The sequence below is a fragment of the Rhodococcus sp. C1 genome (genome assembly GCF_020809065.1).
GTDB lineage: Bacteria > Actinomycetota > Actinomycetes > Mycobacteriales > Mycobacteriaceae > Rhodococcus_F > Rhodococcus_F qingshengii.
Map to the genome: position 1 here is coordinate 1,120,395 of NZ_CP078080.1, position 21,705 is coordinate 1,142,099.

Here is a 21,705-nt window from a genome sequence, read left to right on the forward strand (position 1 = left end):
CAACAAGAATTCTCCACGACTCGAAGTGATCCCGATCACTTCACAGATATCCGATCCAAAGGACACCCCATGAGCAGCACGGCAACAGGGACAGTAGACGGTTCCCCACAGCCCGAGGGCACCAAGGCAAAGCGCGACAAGACGCATTGGCTCTACATGAGCGTCATCGTCGCGGTCATCGGAGGCATCCTCGTCGGTTGGCTCGCACCCGAGTTCGGTAAGTCCGTCGGTGTACTCGGCACGTTGTTCGTCAGCCTGATCAAGATGATGATCAGCCCGGTCATCTTCTGCACCATCGTGCTCGGCATCGGCTCGGTTCGAGCGGCGGCCAAGGTCGGCAAGGTCGGCGGCCTCGCACTCGCCTACTTCATCGGGATGTCCACCATCGCACTCGCGATCGGCCTGGGCGTCGGCAACCTGCTCAACCCGGGCAGTGGCCTGAACATCACGCCCAATGCGGCCTCCGTGGCCAAGCTTGCAGATCAGGCCCACAGCGCGGGCGGTACCTGGGACTTCATCGCGTCCATCATTCCGACGTCGATGCTGTCCTCCCTCACAGCCGGCAGCGTGCTGCAGACTCTGTTCGTCGCCCTTCTGGTCGGCTTCGCGATCCAGTCGCTCGGCAAGTCGGGTGAACCGATCCTCAAGGCCGTCGGATACATCCAGAAGCTCGTGTTCAAGATCCTGACGATGATCCTCTGGCTCGCCCCGATCGGTGCTTTCGGTGCCATCGCCAGCGTCGTCGGCCAGACCGGTTTGAACGCCGTCGTCCAGCTCGGCACGCTGATGATCGGCTTCTACCTGACCTGCCTGATCTTCGTCTTCGGTGTTCTCGGAACGCTGCTGCGCGCGGTCACCGGATTCAACATCTTCAAGCTGGTCAAGTACTTGGCCCGTGAGTACCTGCTCATCTTCGCCACGTCGTCCTCCGAATCGGCACTGCCGCGTCTGATCGCCAAGATGGAGCACGTAGGCGTCGAGCGCACCACGGTGGGCATCGTCGTTCCCACGGGCTACTCGTTCAATCTCGACGGCACCGCGATCTACCTGACGATGGCCTCGATCTTCATCGCCGACGCCATGGGACAGCCACTCGGTTTCGGTGAACAGCTCTCGCTGCTGGTGTTCATGATCATCGCCTCCAAGGGCGCTGCCGGAGTCAGCGGCGCCGGTCTGGCCACGCTGGCAGGCGGACTGCAGAGCCATCGCCCCGAGCTTCTCGACGGCGTGGGACTCATCGTCGGAATCGACCGCTTCATGTCGGAAGCGCGAGCGATCACCAACTTCTCGGGCAATGCGGTTGCGACTCTCCTGGTCGGCGCCTGGACCAAGACGATCGACAAGGAACGCGTCGTCGAGGTACTCGACGGGAAGATTCCGTTCAACGAAGCCACGATGCTCGACGACGAGGACGAAGAAGAGCAGCACAAGCTCGAAACGGCTCCGACCGGCACCAAACAGTCGTTCGTGAGCCATCACTAGAAACGTCCGCTCTGCTGAACGTTTGACTGCGCTGCAGGCGCGGAACCCGATCTACGATCAGTGATCCTGGTCGTAACGATGAAAGAGACCGCCGCACCAACCGTGCGACGGTCTCTTTCTGTTCGTGGCTAGGTGTACCAGGTCGGTTCGGGAATCTCGCCGGTCAGAAAACGACTACCGACTTCACGGCGCTTGTACGCGAGCGGATCGTGAAGGGTATGCGTCCGGATGTTGCGCCAGTAGATGTCCAGGCCGACGTCGTTGGACGTGGCTCGGGCACCGGTCAGTTCGAAGATCTTGTTGCTGATCTCCAAGGAGACGTCGGCGGCGCGAAGTTTTGCGGCCGCGATGCGTACGGCGAGGTCGCCGCGAGCCTGCTCGGTGAGGTTTTCGCGAGCGTCGTGGAGCACTGCGTCGGCCTCACGGCTGACCTGATCCACGAAGGCCTCCGCTGCCCACAGCTTGGATTGCAAGTCGCCGTAGCCCTCACGGAGGTACCACTCGTCGGTTGCGATTTCGCGGTTGTCACCGCCGTACGGCCATGGACGCGTACGGGTTCGGGTGTACTCGGCGGCAGTGTCCAGTGCGCCACGAGCGATCCCGAGGTAGAAGTTGGCGAACACGATCTCGATCGCCGGGAAGTTCAGGGTGTTGTAGACCAGAGGTTGGAATTCCTTGTCGACAAAGCCTGCCGCACTTGCCCAGTCGACCTCGACGTCGTTGATCTCGACGCTGCCGGAATCGGTGAGGCGCTGCCCGAGATTGTCCCAATCACCGCGGAAGACTATGCCGTCCTGAGCAGTCGGCACGATTGCGAACACATGCGTCGCAGTTCCGTCGATGATTCCTTCGAGCACCGTGAGGTCGGTGACTCGGCCGCCGGTGGAAAACGACTTCACACCGTTGAACACCAGGGTGTCTCCGCGGTCCGCGACGGTGAGGTCGGTGTCTCGAGGGTTGACCGCGCCGCCGAAGAAGAATCGGTTGCTCGTGTACAGCTCCTCGACAGCGGAGATCTGCGGATCGGTTCCGACCAATCTGGCTGCCCATGCCCACAGATAGTGGTATCCGAGCAGTTGTCCGATGGAGCCGTCGGCGCGGGCGATCTCCCGAACCACCTTGTAGGCGGTCTCCCATCGCTGCCCGCCGCCGCCGAACTCGACCGGGCCCAGGAGCGTCACAAGACCACTGTCCTTGAGCAGCTGAACTTCTCGGAACGGTGGTTCGCCGGCTCGGTCGCGGGCGAGTGCGTCGGCGGCAAGGATGTTGCTCACCTCGCGAGCCCGGTCGATCCAGCCCTCGGATGTGTCGGGAACGCCGACGAAGACTTCGGTTTCACTGGTCACGGTCATGCCTGTTCATCCTTTTCGGTCGGTGCGGTCCCGATGGCCCACACGTAAATCGGTTCGGTTCCGTTGATTTCGTAGTCGCCGACAACTTTGGATTTGAAGACGACCGGATTGTGGCTGGCGACGGTGCGGGCGTTGCGCCAGAATCGATCGAGATCGAGGTCGCGGCTGACTCCGGAAGCACCGAGTGCGTCGAAGATCTTGGCCGTGGCCGGCACGACGAGTCCGATCGAGGCGACTTGCCCTCGCCCCGAATCGATTTCGGCTGCGATGTTGGCGGCCTTCTCTTCCTCCGGCGAGCCGGAGAATGCGGCTTCGTAAGCCCATTGGGACGACTGTGCTGCGTGCAGTGCAACGGCCTCGGCTGCAAAGGCAGCAGAGGACACCTCGCCGACAACTTGCTGGATCTGCGAATCCTGCGCGTATCTCGGAGCGTTGCCGTGACTGAAGGTTCGAGTACGAGAGGCAACTCGACGAGAGATCTCGATCGTAGCAGCCTTGGCGATGCCGGCGAGAGTGGCGAGGTGGAACAATTGGTAGAACGCGGTCTGGTATTTGAATCGTGTCGAGAAGTCGAAGATGTTCTCCGGCTGTACAATTGCGTCCTCGTAGACGGACGAACCGGAGCCAGTCGTCTGCTGACCGAACCCGTTCCAATCGTCACTGTGTGTGACACCGGGTTGTCTCGCCTCGACCGCCGCGATCACGAATGCGCCGGTGTCGGTGCGCTGCGAGTACAGGTCGATCCAGTCGGCGAAGATGGAACCCGTGCTGTAGAACTTTGCCCCGTTCGCCAGGAAATGGTCGGCATCGGGTGCGGGCGAGACCTTGGTGTTGGCTTCGCCCAATGCAACGTCGCCGATTTCGGTCCATGCGTTGCCGACCAACTGTCCCTCCGCGAAGCGTCGGAGCCAGATGTCACGCTCCGGGTCGGGGTCGGCGACCAGTCGGTCTTCGACAAACGCGAAATGTCCGCGCAGGGCCTGGGTGATATTGGAATCGGCGCTCGACAGCTCGACTAGTAAGCGGATCAATTGCGGGATGCTCGCACCCGATCCACCGTGTGTTGTCGGCACCCGAACGGCGCCGAAGCCTGCATTCTTGAGCGCGTCGATCTGTTGGAAGGGAAGCACGTGATCGCGTTCGCGTTCGACGACGCCTTGTGCGATGTCCGCGAAGATCGGACGGAATTTCTCTGCCAGTGTTTCGTAGTCGACCTCACTTTTGATCGGATCAGCAGACCGGGGTACGGCATTCGGCGTCAGTGCGGTGGTCATGGGAAGAATGCAAGCTGTAAACACCAGGGGCGTCGATCCTTCATCGCGACCTGATTCGAAGTGTTGTCAGTCAGCGCAAATCTCGGTTCGATGGCCTGCCGGGCACTCTTGTCGAAATCGAGTGGTCAGTGGGGTTGCTCGCGAACGTGCTCGACGGTCCATCCGCTCCATTCGACGGTCCCTCCGGCACCACAATCATGTCGGAACGGTAGCCCTGGAGGACCGGAGCGAACGACGACGCGAAAGTCTCTCCCCTCCAACCGAAGATCGACAGTCGTGTGTTCTCCGTCGACACTCTCGCTGATGCTCTCGAGTGCGTCCGTGGCGACGATGTCGGTGGCGCGTCGGACAGCATGTTCGGCTGCCTGAGCGGTCTGTGACAGTGCCGCCCGGCCGCGCAGGTGCAGCAGCTCCAATTCTCCGGCTTGGTATTTCTCGGCAGCATCGATTGCGGAGTTGCCGTCCAGTCGGCTGAAATAGACTGCGGCGGGCCACGCAATCATGTTGGCCGCGAAACGATCTCCGCCGATGTGACTGCATTCCCACACATCTGCGATCTGTGCCGCGTTCAGCGCCGACACGACCGGGCGGCCGAGTTCCGCGCAGCACGCATCCTTCTTTCCATGTGTGCAGACTGCGAAGAGCGGTTCCGTGCGGGGGCGGCCGAAGTCGGGTTCCGCTCCGGTGGCCATCGATTCGAACGGCAGTACCGACAGGTCCTCGTATCGGTCGACCGCCCCTTCCCGCATCCATTGGCGTGTGCCGTCCGTCCAGGCGAGTACACACGTCGGGGTGAGCACCCGGCGGTTGCGGGTCCGCCGGATCACCACGACACGGATACGGCCCTGCGCTGCGTAGATCTTTTCGGTGAGCGCGACGGGGAGAACGTCGTCAGGGGCGGACGCCGGCCAGGGGCCGGGGTGCTCGATCAATACCCACAGATGTGTCATTCCGGCGCGACCGACCATAGGTTCGCCGGCGGTCGACGACTGCCGTGTACAGGCGTGAGGGCGTCGACTGGTTTGCGGATTGGCGACAAATTCCGAAAGGCACTGCATAGATCCTTTCCCCAGGACACCGTCGCTGTGGCAGGGGAGGGAAGACATGATGAGGCTCCAGTCTCGTAGGTTAGGCTCACCAGACTATTGGATGGTGAATCCTTTGCTCAGCCGCGGTGAATGCACGTGGCTGTGACGGTCGGAAGCAGTCGGTAACAGGAGTTTGTGAATGAAACGCAGTAACTCGCGGACGAAGTACATGCTGGGTGGTTTTGTCCTCGCCGCCATAGTGGCAACGACAACAGCGTGTGGCAGTGACGACAAGACGGATACCGGCAGTCAGTCTGCCGACACCGTGCACGCGGTCACCCACGCCCGCGGAACTACCGACGTACCGACGGATCCGCAGCGAGTTGTCGTGCTCGAGCCGGTTCAGCTCGACACGTCGGTAGCGCTGGGCGTGATTCCCGTGGGCACCGCGGTACTCAGCGAGACGACCGGCGTTCCGGCGTACCTCGGTGAGAAGGCGGCGGAGATCGAGATGGTCGGAACCGTCGCGGCACCGAACCTCGAGAAGATCGTCGCACTGAGCCCGGACCTGATCATCGGAACGGAATCGCGGCACGGTGATCTGTACGAGCAGCTCGCTGCCATCGCACCGACCGTCTACATGGCAACTCAGACCGATCCGTGGCAGGACAACGTCCAGTTCGTCGCAGAGGCGTTGAACAAGACCGATCAGGCAGGTGAACTGCTCGGTGACTACACGGCACGCTGCGAGGAAGTGGCGAGCAAGCACAGCACCGAGGGCAAGACCGCTCAGCTGATCCGCCCACGCGACGACGTTCTGACGCTGTACGGACCCACGTCGTTTGCCGGAAGCACTCTCGAATGTGCTGGACTCACGATTCCCGCACGCGACTGGGAGAACTCGATCTCCGTCGACCTCTCCCCGGAATTCGTCTCCGGAGCCAACGCCGACCTCATCCTGGTCACCTCCGCGAAACCGGCCGATGCCGGCACGATGCCGAAGGCCGTCGCAGACAACGCCGGATTCTTCCCGAACCCGCATCTGGTCGACATGTCCTACTGGATCACCGGCGTCGGACCGCTCGGCGGCCTCACCGTTCTGGACGACCTCGATCGCATTCTCGGAGCGTCGAATTAGCAGTGCGCGAAGGAGCAGTGCGCGAGAGAGTCGCTAAGTTGGAGCCTATGACAACTCCAGTACAGAACATCGCGATCAACACCCTCGGTGGCGTGCCCACCTCTTTGGGTGAATACGACGGCCGCGCCGTCCTCGTGGTCAACGTCGCGTCCAAGTGTGGACTGACCCCGCAGTACTCGGCGCTCGAGAAGCTGGCCAGCGAGTACGCCGATCGCGGTCTGACCGTGATCGGTATCCCGTGCAACCAGTTCATGGGGCAGGAACCGGGTACCGCCGAAGAGATCGAGACGTTCTGCTCCACTACCTACGGCGTCACGTTCCCGCTTCTCGAGAAGATCGAGGTGAACGGCGAAAACCAGCATCCGCTGTACGCCGAGCTCACCAAGGCGGCCGACGCCGAAGGCGCTGCGGGAGACATTCAGTGGAACTTCGAGAAGTTCCTGATCGGACCGGACGGCACCGTCGTCAACCGCTTCCGTCCGCGGACCGAGCCTGACGCACCCGAGGTTGTCGCCGCGATCGAAGCTGCGCTTCCCAAGAACTAGAGGTTTCCAAGAACCAGTAGGTGCGCTGAAAACTGCCGCCGGATGATCATCCGGCGGCAGTGTGCTGTTCACCCACAGCTGCCACTATCGGAGTATGTCCGCAGAACTGATCGTGTCGGTATCCGGAATCAGAGACGAGACATGTTATCTCGCTGCCGGATTCGCAGACGAGATGGACACTCGAGGTGTCCGCTTGTCGCTCCTGGTGGCGCCGCGACTGAAGGACAAATACCGACTGGCCGACGACGCGGTGACGACGGCTTGGCTGCGTGAGCGTCGCGAGCACGGCGATGCCATCGTTCTGCACGGCTACGACCAGGCCGCGACCAAGCGTCGCCGAGCCGAGTTCGCCACTCTGTCGAAGCACGAAGCGAAACTGCGACTACTCGCTGCGGACCGCGTTCTCGAGCATGCAGGCCTTCGGACCCGGGTGTTCGCACCGCCGCGCTGGGTGGCATCGCCCGGTGCCATGTCGGTGTTGCCGGAGACGGGCTTTCGCACGATGGCAGGCCTCGGGGCAGTACATGATCTGACCCGCGGAACCTTGCAACGGGGAAGGGTTTTCGGGATCGGCGAAGGCTTCAAGGCCGAGCCGTGGTGGTGTCGCGCATTGGTTCTCGGAGCCGGGCGTGCCGCCAAACGTGGGGGACTGGTCAGATTGTCGATCACGGCCAAGCAGTTGGGAAACGAGGGCCCACGTCAGGCCGTCCTCGACGCCGTCGACCTTGCCCTCTTCCACGAAGCCGACTCGCAGGTGTATCGGTGGAACTCCCCGTCTCAGGAGCTCGGCGCTGCCTGAATTCGGCAGTTGGCAACTATTTGATAGCTACGAGACTATGTCGTCTGTCCGGGTTGTCCGAGCGGGCAGACTCTTCGCGTTTCTCCACTTCCTTGCTGGTAGTAGTGCAGAGTGGGTCAAAATCGCATAAAACGGACGTTTAATTAGAGCGCTGGGTCAGCCAATTCTCCCACTGCTAGAGTGCGTGCAGTTAATCTGCCGCTAGTAGATGGGATTGGGATCTCGCCATGCGCACGAGAGTGTTCTCCAAGTCGGCCGAGGGTCTTGTCGCCGTGGCTGTGGGCGCAGTCGTCTGTGCTGCGTTCGTTCCGGCGCTCGCGTCTGCCGCTCCGACCGGCGCGGTTCACATGCTGCCGACGGGCAGTGTCGACGGCGGGTCGAGCGGATCGAGCGGATCGAGCGATGGCGTCCGCACCGCAACCGTCGACGATGAAGGTGAGCAACTCACACTGCGCCTTCACAAGATGAACCTGCGGGGATCCGAGTTCTCGATGGCTGTGCAAGACAGCGACGGAGAGCTGACCGACGCGGTGATCCCGGCGCCCCGTTCGTACATCGGCAGCGTGGAAGGGCGTCCGGACGCAATCGTCTCGGCCATCGTCGACTCCGCCGGAACACTGCGCGGGCAGGTGATTTTCGATCGTGGTGTTTCGATAGAGTTCGTCGGATCCGAGGTGGTCGGTCGCAGCACGGCGCCGATCGACGCAAAACCCAAGTGGCCCACCGCGGCCATTGCGCCGGCCTCGGCCGCAAGGGTCGGCAAGACGGTCAAGCAGTTCGTGGTCGGACTGGACCTCAGTGGCGAGTGGTACTCCGCGCACGGCGCAGGCAGTGCCGCCGTCGCTCTGGATCGGGCCGAGGAATCAATGGCCCGCACCGCTGCCATCTGGATCAGAGACGTCGGGATTCGGCCGGTCCTCGGTCGAGTTGTCCTGCGGGCAGATTCCGCCGGCGATCCGTACTCGAGCAGTTGTGAAAATCTCGAGCAGTTGGAAGATCTGTGGTCCGATCAGGTCGGGTCGAGTGTCGATCAGGCGACCGTCGTGTGCGCATCCGGTGGCGGAAATGCCTACTACTCGAAGTTCGAACTCGACCACAGCTACGCGCATGTCGGTGCCGAGTCCGACGGCAACTTCAGCCGCGTTCTCCGCCACGAGTTGGGCCACAACTTCTATGCCGACGACTACCACGGCGGCGGCGCCGAGGGATCGACCATCATGAACGGTAACGACCTCTCGCGCTTCGACGGCACCGAATTCACTGCCATCGTCGATGCGGCGGAGGTTGCCTCGGCTCGACTCGACGACGTCGGTCGGTACACGGCAAGCCCGATCCCGCCGTACGCCGCACTCGACACCGCGCGGGTCCGCTCAGGCGGCACAGTCACCGTCGACGCCGTCGCGAATGATCATGACAGCAACGGAGATTCGATCACAGTGACCGGCGTCGGGGCGACGTCACTTCTCGGTGGCACCGTGAAGCTCGAAAACGGCGAAGTGGTGTTCGAAGCCGGAACGAAGGCAGGCACCGACAGGATTCTCTACACACTCACCGACGCAGCCGGTGGCACGAGCACCGGCTGGATCATCGTCGATGTGAGTGCGTGAGAACCGAATCAGGCGACTTCGACGCTCGACTCCTCGTCGAGAACTCGGAACTCGGTGCCGTCGGCAGCCATTTCCGAGTAGCGACCGTAGAAGATGCCTGCGGCCTCGTCGCGGATGATCGCTTGATGAATGGGAACCGCAACGCGCGGCGCCACCGCGCGGAGGTAGTCGATGGCCTCCGAGATCTTGAGCCACGGTGCGGCGGCGGGGAGGGCGAGAACGTCGACCTTCTGTTCGGGGACGTAGAGGGAATCGCCGGGATGCATGAACCGTGCCGGGTTGGTGGCGTCACCGAGGAGGAACGCGGTGTTGTCGATCATCGGTAGGTCCGGATGGATGATTGCGTGCTCTCCGCCCGTTCCGGTCACCTCGACGTCGCCGATGCTGAACCGGTCGCCCGGCCGGACGCCGGTCCAGCGCCCACCGAGCTTTTCAGCCGTCTGCGGATCGCTGTAGAGCACGGCGTCGGGATTCGCTTCGGCCAGTTCGGGCAGCCGCGCAGGGTCGGCGTGATCGGGGTGTTGATGTGTCACGAGGATGGCGTCGAGGCCGGTGATGCCTTCGAATCCGTGCGAGAAGTTGCCGGGATCGAAGAGGATCTTCGAGCCGTTCAACTCCACGAGCACACAGGAATGGCCAAAATGTGTCAGTCGCATGATTTCGAGTATGCGCCGCCCCGAAGGGACTCGCAGGCGGGTTTCACAGGTGGTCGCCGTCACGCCCCGATCACTCGATGCGAACCATCTCGGGTCCGCCCGGTAAACTGGCCATCACCCGAGCGTTTCACTCCGGGTTCGCGCACTAGTACCGAGGAGCAGCACGTGGCCCGTGTCGTCGTCGAAGTCATGCCCAAGGCCGAGATTCTCGACCCCCAGGGACAGGCAATTGTCGGGGCACTGTCTCGCCTGGGCTTTGCAGGAGTATCCGATGTCCGTCAGGGCAAGCGGTTCGAGTTGGAGATCGACGGCAGTGTCGAAGACGCCGAACTCGAGAAGATCGCCGAAGGCCTGCTGGCCAACACGGTGATCGAGGATTGGACCGTCAGGCGAGTCGAGGCATGAGCGCACGTATCGGAGTAATCACTTTCCCCGGCACGCTCGACGACATCGACGCGGCGCGGGCAGTGAACCTGGCCGGCGGTGAAGCTGTCGAACTCTGGCACGGCGATGCAGACCTCAAGGGTGTCGACGCGGTCATCGTGCCCGGCGGATTCTCGTACGGCGATTACCTTCGTTGCGGCGCGATCGCACGTTTTGCTCCCGCGATGGGCAAGGTTGTGGAAGCAGCCAAGGGCGGCATGCCGGTCCTGGGCATCTGCAACGGTTTCCAGATCCTCTGCGAAGCAGGATTGCTGCCCGGTGCCCTGACCCGTAACCAGGGTCTGCACTTCATCTGCCGCGACGAGTGGTTGACGGTCGAAGCCAACAACACGGCGTGGTCCTCGCGATACGAGGCCGGCGCGCAGATCCTCATCCCCCTCAAGTCGGGTGAAGGTCGCTTCCAGGCGTCCGAGAAGGTTCTCGACGAACTCGAGGGCGAAGGCCGCGTCGTCTTCCGTTACTCGGAGGAGAACCCCAACGGCTCGCAGCGTCGTATCGCCGGCATCTCCTCGGCCAACGGCCGGGTCGTCGGTTTGATGCCTCACCCCGAGCACGCCACCGAGGCTCTCACCGGTCCCAGTGACGACGGATTGGGCTTGTTCTACTCGGCCCTCGACGCGATCGTCACTGCCTGATCGCCTGCTGATTTTCACCACTGAACGCCGACCGGAAATCCGGTCGGCGTTCAGTCGTATGTGGGCCCGGTACCCAGGGCTACTGGCTGTAGGAACTGAGGAAGTTGCCGAGTCGCTCGAGTGCCGTCGAGAGATCGTCGGTGTTGGGGAGAGTCACCAACCGGAAGTGATCGGGTTCGATCCAATTGAACGCGCGACCGTGGCTGACAAGAATCTTCTCCGATTCCAGTAGATCGAGAACGAACCTCTCGTCGTCGACGATGCCGAACTTGTCGACGTCGAGCTTGGGGAACAGGTACAGCGCCCCGTCGGCCTGTTGGCAACTGATCCCGTCGATGCTGTTGAGCGTGGTGTGTGCGAGATCGCGCTGGGCCGTCAGCCGACCTTGTGGAAGCAACAGGTCCTCGATGGACTGACGTCCGCCGAGTGCAGTCTGGATAGCGTGCTGCGCCGGCACGTTGGCACACATTCGCATGTTGGCCAGCAATTTGATGCCTTCGATGAAGCTCGACGCCCGCTCGAGTGGTCCGGTGACGGCCAGCCATCCGGCTCGGAATCCGCACACGCGGTAGGCCTTGGACAGTCCCGAATACGTCAGACACAGAACGTCTCGCCCGGTCATCGTCGCAAGGTTTGTCATGGATCGGCCGTCGTAGACGATCTTTTCGTAGATCTCGTCGGCGAAGAGCATCAGATCGTGTTTGCGCGCTAGATCCACGAAGCGTTGCAGCACCTCCGTCGAGTAGACGGCGCCCGTCGGATTGTTGGGATTGATGACGACAATCCCTCGGGTGCGCGGCGTGATCCGAGCTTCCAGATCGTCGAAGTCCGGTGCCCAGCCTTGGCTTTCATCGGTGAGGTAGTGGACGGGCGTGCCGCCGGCAAGTGAAACCGAAGCCGTCCACAAGGGATAGTCGGGAGCGGGAATCAGGATCTCGTCCTCTGGATTGCAGAGGGCCTGCATCGTCAGGGTGATCAGTTCGGACACACCGTTTCCGAGATAGATCTCGTCGACGGTGACGTCGGTGATACCCCGCGTCTGGTAGTACTGGACCACCGCAGTGCGCGCCGAATACAGTCCGCGAGAATCGCAATATCCCTGCGCGGTAGGGAGATTGCGGATCATGGCCATCATGATTTCGTCCGGAGCTTCGAACCCGAAGGGGGCCGGATTGCCGACGTTGAGTCGCAGGATCGTGTGTCCCTGATCCTCGAGTTCTTCGGTCTTGTCGAGAATTCGCCCTCTGATGTCGTACCTGACATTCTCGAGCTTGCGGGCCTGATCGATGGGTGTGTTCACGCGGTTACGTACCTCTCCGGTTCGGGTGGGCGAGTTGTGTTTCAGATGAGAAGGGCGCCTCAGGGTTCGGTCTGGAAACGGACATTGATTCGCGATAGCGCTAGCGGCGAAAGAGGAGTAGCGCTACTATGATTCGACATGTCCAATGATAGCAGTTCGAGGATTGTCGCAGCCTTGCGTGAGTGGATCGCGACGGCTCCTCCAGGCGCGAAGCTTCCGTCCACTCGGTCGCTCGTCAGCCTGCACGGGGCGAGTCCGGTCACCGTGCAGAAGGCGCTGCGAACACTGGTATCTCAGGGGGTTGTGGAGGCTCGTCCCGGTGTGGGGACCTTCGTGCGCGCGGCGCGCGTCGTGCGACCCAACGACTACGGGTGGCAGACAGCGGCGCTTGGATCGCCGAACTATCGTCTGCAGCTGCCCATGGCGCTGCAGTCCACCTCCAACGACGTGATCGCGCTGCATTCCGGCTATCCGGCCCGAGAGCTGTTGCCGGAAGGTCTGGTTCGTGCAGCCTTCACCAGGGCGACGCGAACCGACGCCGTGTTCAATCGGCCCCTCGCTGCCGGGCTTCCGGAACTGCAGTCCTGGTTTGCCTCCGAATTGGGTTCCGCCACTCCTGCCGGGATCACTCCGCCGGGGCCGAACGACGTGGTTGTACTTCCCGGCAGTCAGGGTGGGCTTGCGACGTCCTTTCGCGCGTTGGTGGGGGAGGGGCGTCCGTTGCTCATGGAATCGCCGACCTACTGGGGAGCGATCCTGGCCGCCGCGCAGGCTGGAGTCACGGTCATTCCGATTTCCAGCGGCGCCAACGGTCCTGATCCTGAAGAGCTTTCGCGTGCATTCGAACAGACCGGTGCCCGTGCGTTCTACGCACAACCGAGCTTCGCGAGTCCGACGGGAGCGCTGTGGTCGCCGTCGTTGGCTGACAAGGTTCTCGACACCGTCCGTCGGCACGGCGCATTCCTCATCGAGGACAGTTCGGCGCTCGACTTCGGAATCACCGCAGATCCCAGCCCCATCGCTGCACGAGACGACAGCGGTCACGTCGTCTACCTTCGTGCGCTGACCAAGAGCGTGTCCCCATCGGTGCGAGTTGCCGGATTGATCGCTCGGGGGCCGGCGTACGAGCGGATTCTGGCTGATACACAGGCAGATTCGATGTATGTCAGCGGGATGCTGCAAGCGGTAGCGCTCGACGTCGTGACCCAACCGGCCTGGCGAACGCACTTGCGCAGGCTTCGTCACCAACTCGAGGCCAGACGCGACCTCCTCGTGTCGAGTCTGCGCGAGCACGCGCCGGACGCTCACCTCGACGCCGTACCGAAAGGCGGACTCAACCTCTGGCTTCGGCTCCCGGACACCACGAACGTCGAACGCGTGGTGCAGGACTGCCGGTCGGCCGGCGTCATCGTCGGGGCCGGTGACGATTGGTTCCCGGCAGAACCGACTGGAAAGTTCTTGCGGCTCAACTACGCCGGACCGAACCCGGGTGAGTTCCCCGACGCCGCCCGCATTATCGGCCGAGCAATCACGCAACATATGTAGAACTTCACCTCGCTGGTGGTTGACCTGAACTTCCGTTGAGGTTTTATCGTCGTGTGCATGAACAAACAAGCGATGCAGCCACCGGCCAACCAGCCGATCGGATTCTGGACCGCGCGAGCCGGTGAAGCGATTCGCACGCGCACGCGCGGAGCACTCGAAGCGATCGGCGTCACCCAGCCGGGGTGGTGGGTCCTGCACCAACTTTCGCTGCACCCTGAAGGGGTGGAGCGCGCTGTCCTCCTGCGGACGATCGGTCCGAACGAATCCACCGACGTGATCGATGACGCCGTCGACTCTGCCCTCGAACTGGGGTGGGCGCGCGAAGACGGGTCTGTCCTTCGCCCGACTGATGCGGGCTCCGAGCAGTTCGATCGCGCCGCGCGGGTACAGCAGATGCTGCAGGAAGAGCGGATGCAGGGAATCACCGAAGAGGAGTTTGTCACCACCATCACTGTGCTGCAGCGAACCATCAAGAACGTGGGCGGCGACGCCTGGCACTGGTAGCAGACATTATCTGGGCCCGCTGCCGGGTAGAGCGGCTTCGATCAATTCGACGGCACGGGACACACCGCCCGCCGCTGCGAGTTCTTCTGCCAACTCCGCGCTGCGTCGGCGGAACTCGTCGGCGCTCACCAGAGTCAGCGCCTCACGAAGCTCTACTGCCGTGACGGTAGCGCTGTCGACGCGTACTGCGACACCGGCGTCGACGAGCGAGTCGGCGTTGCCGAACTGATCGACGGCTTGCGGCACTGCGATCATGGGTGTCCCGGTCACGAGTCCCTCGCTGGATCCGCCCATACCCGCGTGGGTCACGAACGCGTCGGCCTGCTGCAGAATCGCGAACTGCGGTACCCAACGGTGTATTTCGACGTTGTCGGGCAATGGTCCGAGATCTGAGATCTGCACCTGCTTTCCGATCTGGAGGACGACGTGCCAGCCGTCCATCTGGCCGAAAGCCTCGACGCAGGTGCGGTAGAAATCCGGATGATCGGTGAATGCTGAACCCAGCGAGATCAACATGAGCTTGCGTTCGGGATCCGGGTTCACCCAAGGTTGACTGCTCGGTTCGAGTGCGGGGCCGACGAACGTGTAGACGTCGCGGTTCACGCGATCGGCGTTGGGCTGCATCGATTCTGCGATCAGCACGATTGCACGGGGTGGGCGTCCGGTGAACTCACGTGGATCGACCTCGACGCCTTCGGCGCGGAAGAACCGGGTCTCCCGATCGAGCAGGTCGACGCCTCTCGGATCGGAACGAATTTCGTCGTACATCGGTGCGGCGTCGGCTTCGTAACCGTCCCAGGCAACGTACGTCGGCGACAACTGGATGATGGGAACGCCCCACTGCTGAGCCAGTATTCGTGCCGGAATGCCGGCGATGTCGTAGAGAAAGAGGTCAGGGCGATCGTCTTCGTAGATTCGGCGTAGCTGCGGCAGCATCGACTCGTAATCGTCCTGGAAAATCGTCAACTGATCGATCAGATCCCCGTCCCAGCTCTTCTCCGGTTCGGCGCCGTCGGGAGAAGGGACGAGGCTGGGCAGCGTGGAGACGTACGGTGCGAATTCGGCCCCGGTCGCCTCGATGATCTCACGCATCGACTCGTCGTTGGCATAGGTGACGCGGTGACCGGCGGCGACGAGACGCGCGATGATCGCCAGGCTCGGATTGACGTGGCCCGGTGCCGGAATGCTCACCATGGCTATATGTCTGCGGGTCATCGATCACTCCTGCCGTCTGACTGTTCTGGAACAACTCCGGATACCGGACCGAGACTATCCACCAGGATGGGTAACGGCATCTGATTTTTGCCGGGGAAGTACCGTGCGCACTCGAGTAGGACTACGCATCCGAGTGCCGGGATGGGCGAGCAGACTTCGAAGCATGAGCACACCGACAACACTCTCGAAGACCACTGCAGCCTTCTATCTTCAGGCCGGAATAGCCTTTGCCGTCAGTTTTGTCGGCACCCTCCTCGGAATTGCGTATCTTCCGATCGATGCGTGGCAACGCGGATTTCTCGGAATGTCCTTGCTGTTCTTGGTCACCAGTACGTTCACGTTGGCCAAGGTGATTCGTGATCAGCAGGAGGCATCCACAGTCAGGGTTCGAGTGGACGAGGCTCGACTCGAGAAGCTGATCGCCGAGCACGATCCGTTCAAAGCGGCAGCCTGAAACCTGTCGGCAAGGTGAGGATCAGCGTGCTGCCGAGAGGTTGCTCGTTTCGGAGCGCCGACAGATCGCCGCCGTGTGCGAGCGCGAGGCTGCGCGCAATCGTGAGCCCCAAACCGGAACCGTCGGATCGATCACCGCGATGGAAACGGTCGAAGACTGATTCGAGTTGGTCTGCGGGAATTCCGTCACCGGTGTCGGTGACGGACACCGAGAGGTGGTCACCTTCCCGTGCGAGTGTCACCGTCACCGAACCTCCGCTCGGAGTGTGCCGCAACGCGTTTTCGAGCAGATTGGCGAGGATCTGTTCGATTCGTTGGCGATCGACCTCGGCCGTGATCGGTTGCGGAGGTAGCGCGGTCGTCAATTCGACTCCACGATCGGCGAAACGTGGCGCCGCTGCTGCCGTTGCGCTGCAAACGATGTCGTCGATCTTCTCGTCTCGGCGATCGAGTTCGAGAGCGTGTTCGTCGGCCGCGGAGACGTCCGCCAGATCGCAAGAGAGCCGACGCAGTCTTTCGAGTTGATCGCGCATGACCGACCATGAAGAGTTGTCCGTGGGGAGGACGCCATCCTCGATGCCGTCCACGTACGCAGCCAAAGTCGATACCGGAGTGCGTAATTCGTGGGCAAGATCGGCAAGCAGGCGTTTGCGGACCCGATCCGAATGATCAAGGCGTGCCGCCATGTCGGCAAAGGCAGTTTCGAGACGCGTGAAATCGGCATCTACGTCGGACCTGCCGATAGTCACGTCGAAGTTCCCGTCTGCGACGCTTTGCGCCGCCTCCGCCAGCGTTGAGATCGGGGCCGTGATGCGTCGGACGATGTAGACCGCGGCGATGCCTGCGCCTACCAGTGCGACCGCGATCCCGCACAACAGTGCAATGGTCATGGTCTGAGCGAATGCCTCTTCGGTGTGGGTACGGACATTCGAGTCTTCGATGCCGGCCATCATGAGGTGGTTGTGAAAGAGCGGGGCAGCGACGGCAATGGCGACTGCGGCGATGGCGAGGCAGGAGACGAACAGGACGACAAGCTGCGCCAGCAGCAGTTTTCCGCGTAGCCCGAGTTTCTTCATGACGACCCCGTTCATGACGACCGCGTTCATGACGACCTCAGGGAGTATCCGACGCCCCTGACGGTTCTGATGAACCGAGGATCGGTCGCGTCGTCGCCGAGTTTGCGGCGTAATGCACGCACATGGACGTCGACGATGTGCTGGTCCCCGAACCAGGACGAGCCCCACACCGAGGCGATGATCTCGGCCCGACTCCAGGCAGCGTCGGGTCGGGATGCAAGCGCGGAGAGCAACGCGAACTCGGTGGGAGTGAGATCGACAGGGTGGTTGTCGACATGCACGGTGCGGGCGAGGACGTCGATGTCGAGACCGGGAGGCGTCGGCAGCACTTTTGGCAGCAAACTCGACGCGCGTGGCCGTCTGAGCAGTGCTTTCACTCGCGCAACCAGTTCGCGGGGGCCGAAGGGTTTGACCACGTAGTCGTCTGCGCCGGCCGCCAGACCCGTCACCTTGTCCGACTCTTCACCGCGGGCGGACAGCATCAGGATGTACGCATCAGAGAAGGTACGGATTCGTCGGCAGACTTCCATGCCGTCGAAGCCCGGGAGCATTAGATCGAGCACTATCAGCGCGGGCTCGAATTCGCGCACCGAACGTACCGCGCTCGGCCCGTCGTGGGCGAGGCGCACGGTGAATCCTTCGCGTGTCAGATAGTTGGCGACAACCTTGGCGAGGGCAGTCTCGTCGTCGACGACAAGAACGCGCCCCGGTTCCTCGCCAGGTCGTAGTTCGGCGCTCATCAGACCGAGGTTAGTCGACTGCGTGTCTGCATTGCTGGCGCGTGGTGGTTTCCACTCGACTGTGAAGATTCGATGAAGGAAGCCTGTTCGAGCCGGTTATCGGGCTTCGCGGTGGATTTTCGCCGGTAACGTGGCAACTGTGCATGTGCAGCACTCTTGTCAAATCAATTGTGGTGCAGTGCATATCGAACAGAATCAATTCTCGGGAGTGAAAACATGTCTTTGACGGTCAGGAAGAGCGCCGCGCGGTTCGTTCCGGTTGTGGCAGCGGCAGCACTGTTGATTGCCGGATGCTCGGACAACTCCGGGGAGAGCATCAACCATTCCTCCGAAACAACCAGTGTTGCAGCACAGTCGGAGATTCCTTCGGGTGTCAATGCTGCCGACATCGAGTTTCTCGAAGGGATGTACCCGCATCACGCGCAGGCATTGGACATGGCCAGAATGGTCGACGGTCGAACCGACAATGCCGAACTTCTCTCTCTTGCAGCGCAGATAGAGGCAGCGCAAGGCCCGGAGATGGCTCAGATGACCGAATTGTTGACGGAGTGGGGACGCCCCGAGCCTTCGTCGAGTTCGATGGAGGGCATGGATGAGTCGGCGCACGCGGGACACGGCGTCGGGATGGCCGAGATGCCGGGAATGATGTCGGCCGACGACATGACCGCCCTCACCGATGCCAGTGGCGCGGAGTTCGACAAGTTGTGGCTGACGATGATGATCGAGCACCACAAGGGTGCCATCACCATGTCCCAGACCGAACTCGACAACGGGCTCGACCCGTCGGCGGAGAAGATGGCAGAAGCGATCATTGCCGGTCAGCAGGCGGAAATCACTCAGATGGAAGCGATGTTGAAGGGGAGTTGAACAGGAGGCCTTGGCCGCGTGACCTTGCTCGGGTGGCTACCTGGGCATACGTTCGAGGCTGATGGCTTGACCGGTGCTGTGCTGCAATCACACGCGAGGGGATGACCGCCACATGGATCACAGTCAGATGGACCATGGCCAGATGGACCATAGCGAGATGAGCCATGGCCAGATGGAGCATGGGGCACACGGTGGTCACGGGGATCACGTCGCACAGTTCCGGACGTTGTTTGCAGTCATGCTGGTCATCGCGGTTCCGGTCGTTGCGGCAGACGCGATGTTCGCTGATCTGGTCGGGTACACACTGCCGGAAAACTCTCTGGTGGAATGGATCTCACCGGTACTCGGCACGGTGATGTACTTCTGGGGTGGCAAGCCGTTCCTCGCCGGCGCTGTTGCCGAAATCCGTTCTCGGCAGCCGGGAATGATGCTGTTGATCGCGCTCGCGATCACCGTGGCTTTCTTCGCGTCATGGTCTGCGAGTCTGCACTGGGTGGATCACACTCTCGATTTCTGGTGGGAGCTCGCGCTTCTGATCGTGATCATGTTGTTGGGCCACTGGATCGAGATGCGTTCGCTCAGTCAGACATCGAGCGCCTTGGATTCACTTGCCGCTTTGCTGCCCGACGAGGCAGAACGGGTGGTGGGGGAATCGGTGGAAACCGTGCCCACCGCAGCTCTGGCGACCGGCGACCTGGTGATAGTTCGTCCCGGGGCCCGTGTTCCCTCGGACGGAACGGTGGTCGAGGGAAGCGCCGACATGGACGAATCCATGATTACAGGCGAGTCGAAGACCGTCCGCCGGACTGTCGGAGATCAGGTGGTGGCCGGCACGGTAGCCACCGACTCGGCACTTCGGCTTCGAGTCACCGCCGTGGGAGAAGACACCGCGCTCGCCGGTATCCGGCGCCTGGTCGAACAAGCCCAGAACTCGTCGAGTCGCGCGCAGGTGTTGGCGGACAAGGCCGCTGCTCTGCTGTTCTGGTACGCACTGGGCGCGGCAGTGCTGACCGCGATCGCCTGGAGTATCTGGGGCACCCCGGAGAGCGCAGTCACCCGGACGATCACCGTTCTGGTGATCGCCTGCCCGCACGCGCTCGGGTTGGCGATTCCACTGGTCGTCTCGATCGCGACGGAACGGGCGGCTCGGGCTGGGATCTTGATCACCGACCGCATGGCCCTCGAGGCGATGCGTAACGTAGACACCGTTCTCTTCGACAAGACCGGCACTCTCACCAAGGGGGAGCCCGCAGTGGTCGGTGTACGCGGTGTCGACGGGTATTCCGATGACGACGTTCTCAGCGCAGCGGCTGCCGTCGAGTTCGACAGCGAACATCCACTCGGGCGCGCCGTCGTCGCGGCGGCGCGGGAGTTGTCGCTCGAATTCACTTCGGGTTCCGACTTTCAGGCGCACAACGGGATCGGGGTTGCTGCGGACGTCGCCGGTGCACGCGTCGGTGTCGGCGGACCGGGGATGCTGCGATCGGTCGGGGCCACCGCGATCCCGGGGACCGAAGAGTGGCTCAGTGACGGGTCGACCGTCCTGCATGTAGTGCGTGACGAGAAGGTAATCGGCGCATTGGCATTGGCCGACGAGATTCGCCCGGAATCAGCATTGGCCGTCGACGCCCTCCATGCTCGCGGTGTGCGGGTGGCCATGGTCACCGGAGACGCGGAGGCCGTGGCCCATTCGGTGGCTCGCAGGCTCGGGATCGACGAAGTTTTCGCCGAAGTGCTTCCGCAGGACAAGGGAGCGCAGGTATCTCGGCTTCAGGCTGCGGGCCACCGCGTGGCGATGGTCGGTGACGGGGTCAACGATGCGCCGGCACTCGCCCAGGCGGATGTTGGCATCGCGATCGGTGCCGGAACCGACGTGGCGATCGCGTCGGCGGGAGTTGTTCTGGCCAGCGATGATCCGCGTTCGGTGAGCTCGGTCATCGAGCTCTCCCGCGCCACCTACCGCAAGATGGTTCAGAACCTTTGGTGGGCAGCGGGATACAACGCGATCTCGGTTCCCCTCGCTGCGGGAGTACTGGCGCCCGTCGGGTTCGTGCTGCCGATGGAGGTCGGAGCAATCCTGATGTCGGTATCCACTGTGGTCGTTGCCGCGAATGCCCAGTTGTTGAGGCGCTTGGACTTGCGGCAACCACCGGTGACCGCGTTGGAGTCGAGAGTGCTCACATCGCAGTAGCGAGAGGTTGAAGGCGGACTACTGTCGGCTCAGGAACGGAATGAGCGCACGCAGTACAGCATCGGAGTCTGCGACTGCGCTTGCGTGGTCAGCCCCTTCGATCACAGTCAAGGCACTGTCCGGGATCAGCGACGCGAGATGCTCGGTATCCGGCAGGCGCTCGCGATCTCTCGATCCGACGAACAACAACGCCGGTGTGGTGATCCGTTGCAGCACGGCGTCGTCGATGCCGTGCTCCTTCTCTGCGCGGCGCATGTAGGCAGCGAGCGCGATGGCATCATTGATTCGGAAGGCAGTCGCAGTCTGAGGATCCACCGGTTTGCCGCGCCTCACGCCCCAACCGGTCAGAAATCCCTCGATACCGCCGCTTTCGAGTACGTCGATGCAACCCGGGAAGAACAATGCGTCGAACGCGCCCGTCATCGATCGGCTGCTACCGCCCCCGACGGTCAGCGATCGCACCCGTTCGGAGTGCTCGACTGTCAGCGACATCACCGAACGTCCGCCGAACGAGTATCCGAGGACGTGTGCCGGCTCGAACGGAGACTCCGTGTCGAGGATCTCCAGGAGATCGCCGACCACCAGATCCATTGCATACGAATCGGAGTCGTGTGGTTTGTCACTGCGTCCGTGACCCCGCATGTCGACGAGGATCAGACGATATTGCTCCTGAAGTGCCTTGACGTACCCGAAGCCACGCCAGATGGAGCGCGACAACGCTGTGCCGTGCACCATCAACAGGGGTGGGCCATCGCCCACGATCTGATAGGTGATCCGTGCACCGTCCACCGGATTTCTCACGTCGTGCAACACCCGTCCAGTATGGGTGCCAGTTGCTACGCACGTGAACTCGA

Annotated in this window: 21 protein-coding genes; 12 read left to right on the forward strand and 9 right to left on the reverse strand. The window is 62.3% G+C overall.

The window, feature by feature from the left end; all coding sequences use genetic code 11:
• Positions 1-69: 69 nt before the first annotated feature.
• The gene (locus tag KTR60_RS05085; protein ID WP_007734438.1) at positions 70-1,482 is read left to right on the forward strand and encodes a C4-dicarboxylate transporter DctA; all 1,413 of its coding nucleotides are present in this window, start codon (positions 70-72) and stop codon (positions 1,480-1,482) included.
• Positions 1,483-1,610: 128 nt separating this feature from the next.
• Here the strand turns inward: KTR60_RS05085 and KTR60_RS05090 are convergent, their stop codons facing one another.
• From KTR60_RS05090 to KTR60_RS05100, 3 genes are all read right to left on the reverse strand, one after another.
• The gene (locus KTR60_RS05090; protein ID WP_054188015.1) at positions 1,611-2,834 is read right to left on the reverse strand and encodes an acyl-CoA dehydrogenase family protein; all 1,224 of its coding nucleotides are present in this window, start codon (positions 2,832-2,834) and stop codon (positions 1,611-1,613) included.
• Positions 2,831-4,108: an acyl-CoA dehydrogenase family protein gene (locus KTR60_RS05095; RefSeq protein WP_042920311.1), complete on the reverse strand. Its 1,278-nt coding sequence runs from the start codon at positions 4,106-4,108 to the stop codon at positions 2,831-2,833. The genes KTR60_RS05090 and KTR60_RS05095 overlap by 4 nt, the downstream gene beginning before the upstream one ends.
• A 125-nt stretch (positions 4,109-4,233) precedes the next feature.
• Complete coding sequence (locus KTR60_RS05100) at positions 4,234-5,058, reverse strand: sucrase ferredoxin (RefSeq protein ID WP_228401916.1); 825 nt, start codon at positions 5,056-5,058, stop codon at positions 4,234-4,236.
• A 277-nt stretch (positions 5,059-5,335) separates the two neighbouring features.
• Between KTR60_RS05100 and KTR60_RS05105 the strand changes: the two genes are divergently transcribed.
• From KTR60_RS05105 to KTR60_RS05120, 4 genes are all read left to right on the forward strand, one after another.
• Positions 5,336-6,274, forward strand: a complete 939-nt coding sequence (locus KTR60_RS05105) for an ABC transporter substrate-binding protein (protein WP_042452648.1) — start codon at positions 5,336-5,338, stop codon at positions 6,272-6,274.
• A gap of 47 nt (positions 6,275-6,321) precedes the next feature.
• A complete protein-coding gene (locus KTR60_RS05110; protein WP_003945816.1) occupies positions 6,322-6,819 on the forward strand; it encodes a glutathione peroxidase in 498 nt (165 codons plus the stop codon).
• Between the two features lie 94 nt (positions 6,820-6,913).
• Entirely contained in the window at positions 6,914-7,618 is a 705-nt protein-coding gene (locus tag KTR60_RS05115) for a DUF2334 domain-containing protein (RefSeq protein ID WP_007734443.1), read from the forward strand.
• Positions 7,619-7,845: 227 nt separating this feature from the next.
• A complete protein-coding gene (locus KTR60_RS05120) occupies positions 7,846-9,225 on the forward strand; it encodes an Ig-like domain-containing protein (RefSeq protein ID WP_228401917.1) in 1,380 nt (459 codons plus the stop codon).
• A gap of 8 nt (positions 9,226-9,233) precedes the next feature.
• Here KTR60_RS05120 and KTR60_RS05125 read toward each other — a convergent pair whose 3' ends face one another.
• On the reverse strand, positions 9,234-9,881 hold the full coding sequence (locus tag KTR60_RS05125) for an MBL fold metallo-hydrolase (RefSeq protein WP_007734446.1): 648 nt from the start codon (positions 9,879-9,881) through the stop codon (positions 9,234-9,236).
• A 165-nt stretch (positions 9,882-10,046) separates the two neighbouring features.
• On the opposite strand from KTR60_RS05125, the gene purS reads away from it, so the two are divergent.
• Positions 10,047-10,286 (forward strand): phosphoribosylformylglycinamidine synthase subunit PurS, encoded by a 240-nt coding sequence (gene purS / locus KTR60_RS05130; RefSeq protein WP_003945817.1) that lies wholly within the window; start codon positions 10,047-10,049, stop codon positions 10,284-10,286.
• Complete coding sequence (gene purQ, locus KTR60_RS05135; protein WP_003945887.1) at positions 10,283-10,960, forward strand: phosphoribosylformylglycinamidine synthase subunit PurQ; 678 nt, start codon at positions 10,283-10,285, stop codon at positions 10,958-10,960. Before purS ends, purQ begins: the two co-directional genes overlap by 4 nt.
• 79 nt (positions 10,961-11,039) lie before the next feature.
• On the opposite strand, the gene KTR60_RS05140 is transcribed toward purQ, so the two are convergent.
• Positions 11,040-12,260, reverse strand: a complete 1,221-nt coding sequence (locus KTR60_RS05140) for a pyridoxal phosphate-dependent aminotransferase (RefSeq protein WP_058227295.1) — start codon at positions 12,258-12,260, stop codon at positions 11,040-11,042.
• 138 nt (positions 12,261-12,398) lie between these two features.
• Here KTR60_RS05140 and KTR60_RS05145 point away from each other — a divergent pair, with 138 nt between their 5' ends.
• Positions 12,399-13,805, forward strand: coding sequence for a PLP-dependent aminotransferase family protein (locus KTR60_RS05145; protein WP_042452643.1), 1,407 nt, complete (start codon positions 12,399-12,401; stop codon positions 13,803-13,805).
• 57 nt (positions 13,806-13,862) lie between these two features.
• The gene (locus KTR60_RS05150; RefSeq protein ID WP_007734451.1) at positions 13,863-14,309 is read left to right on the forward strand and encodes a MarR family winged helix-turn-helix transcriptional regulator; all 447 of its coding nucleotides are present in this window, start codon (positions 13,863-13,865) and stop codon (positions 14,307-14,309) included.
• Positions 14,310-14,315: 6 nt separating this feature from the next.
• Here the strand turns inward: KTR60_RS05150 and KTR60_RS05155 are convergent, their stop codons facing one another.
• The gene (locus KTR60_RS05155; protein WP_158170193.1) at positions 14,316-15,524 is read right to left on the reverse strand and encodes a macrolide family glycosyltransferase; all 1,209 of its coding nucleotides are present in this window, start codon (positions 15,522-15,524) and stop codon (positions 14,316-14,318) included.
• A 163-nt stretch (positions 15,525-15,687) separates the two neighbouring features.
• Here KTR60_RS05155 and KTR60_RS05160 point away from each other — a divergent pair, with 163 nt between their 5' ends.
• Positions 15,688-15,978 (forward strand): YiaA/YiaB family inner membrane protein, encoded by a 291-nt coding sequence (locus KTR60_RS05160; protein ID WP_228401918.1) that lies wholly within the window; start codon positions 15,688-15,690, stop codon positions 15,976-15,978.
• On the opposite strand, the gene KTR60_RS05165 is transcribed toward KTR60_RS05160, so the two are convergent.
• Together KTR60_RS05165 and KTR60_RS05170 are read right to left on the reverse strand one after the other, a co-directional pair.
• Complete coding sequence (locus KTR60_RS05165) at positions 15,962-17,083, reverse strand: sensor histidine kinase (protein ID WP_082893152.1); 1,122 nt, start codon at positions 17,081-17,083, stop codon at positions 15,962-15,964. The two genes, KTR60_RS05160 and KTR60_RS05165, sit on opposite strands and share 17 nt — an antisense overlap.
• The gene (locus KTR60_RS05170; RefSeq protein ID WP_007734457.1) at positions 17,080-17,793 is read right to left on the reverse strand and encodes a response regulator transcription factor; all 714 of its coding nucleotides are present in this window, start codon (positions 17,791-17,793) and stop codon (positions 17,080-17,082) included. The genes KTR60_RS05165 and KTR60_RS05170 overlap by 4 nt, the downstream gene beginning before the upstream one ends.
• A gap of 216 nt (positions 17,794-18,009) precedes the next feature.
• Here KTR60_RS05170 and KTR60_RS05175 point away from each other — a divergent pair, with 216 nt between their 5' ends.
• Both KTR60_RS05175 and KTR60_RS05180 read left to right on the forward strand, forming a co-directional pair.
• Positions 18,010-18,660 carry a DUF305 domain-containing protein gene (locus KTR60_RS05175; RefSeq protein ID WP_007734459.1) on the forward strand — a complete coding sequence of 217 codons (651 nt, stop codon included), beginning with the start codon at positions 18,010-18,012 and terminating at the stop codon, positions 18,658-18,660.
• 142 nt (positions 18,661-18,802) lie between these two features.
• Positions 18,803-20,851 carry a heavy metal translocating P-type ATPase gene (locus KTR60_RS05180; protein WP_228401919.1) on the forward strand — a complete coding sequence of 683 codons (2,049 nt, stop codon included), beginning with the start codon at positions 18,803-18,805 and terminating at the stop codon, positions 20,849-20,851.
• Positions 20,852-20,869: 18 nt separating this feature from the next.
• On the opposite strand, the gene KTR60_RS05185 is transcribed toward KTR60_RS05180, so the two are convergent.
• On the reverse strand, positions 20,870-21,640 hold the full coding sequence (locus tag KTR60_RS05185; protein WP_228402264.1) for an alpha/beta fold hydrolase: 771 nt from the start codon (positions 21,638-21,640) through the stop codon (positions 20,870-20,872).
• Between the last annotated feature and the right edge of the window lie 65 nt (positions 21,641-21,705).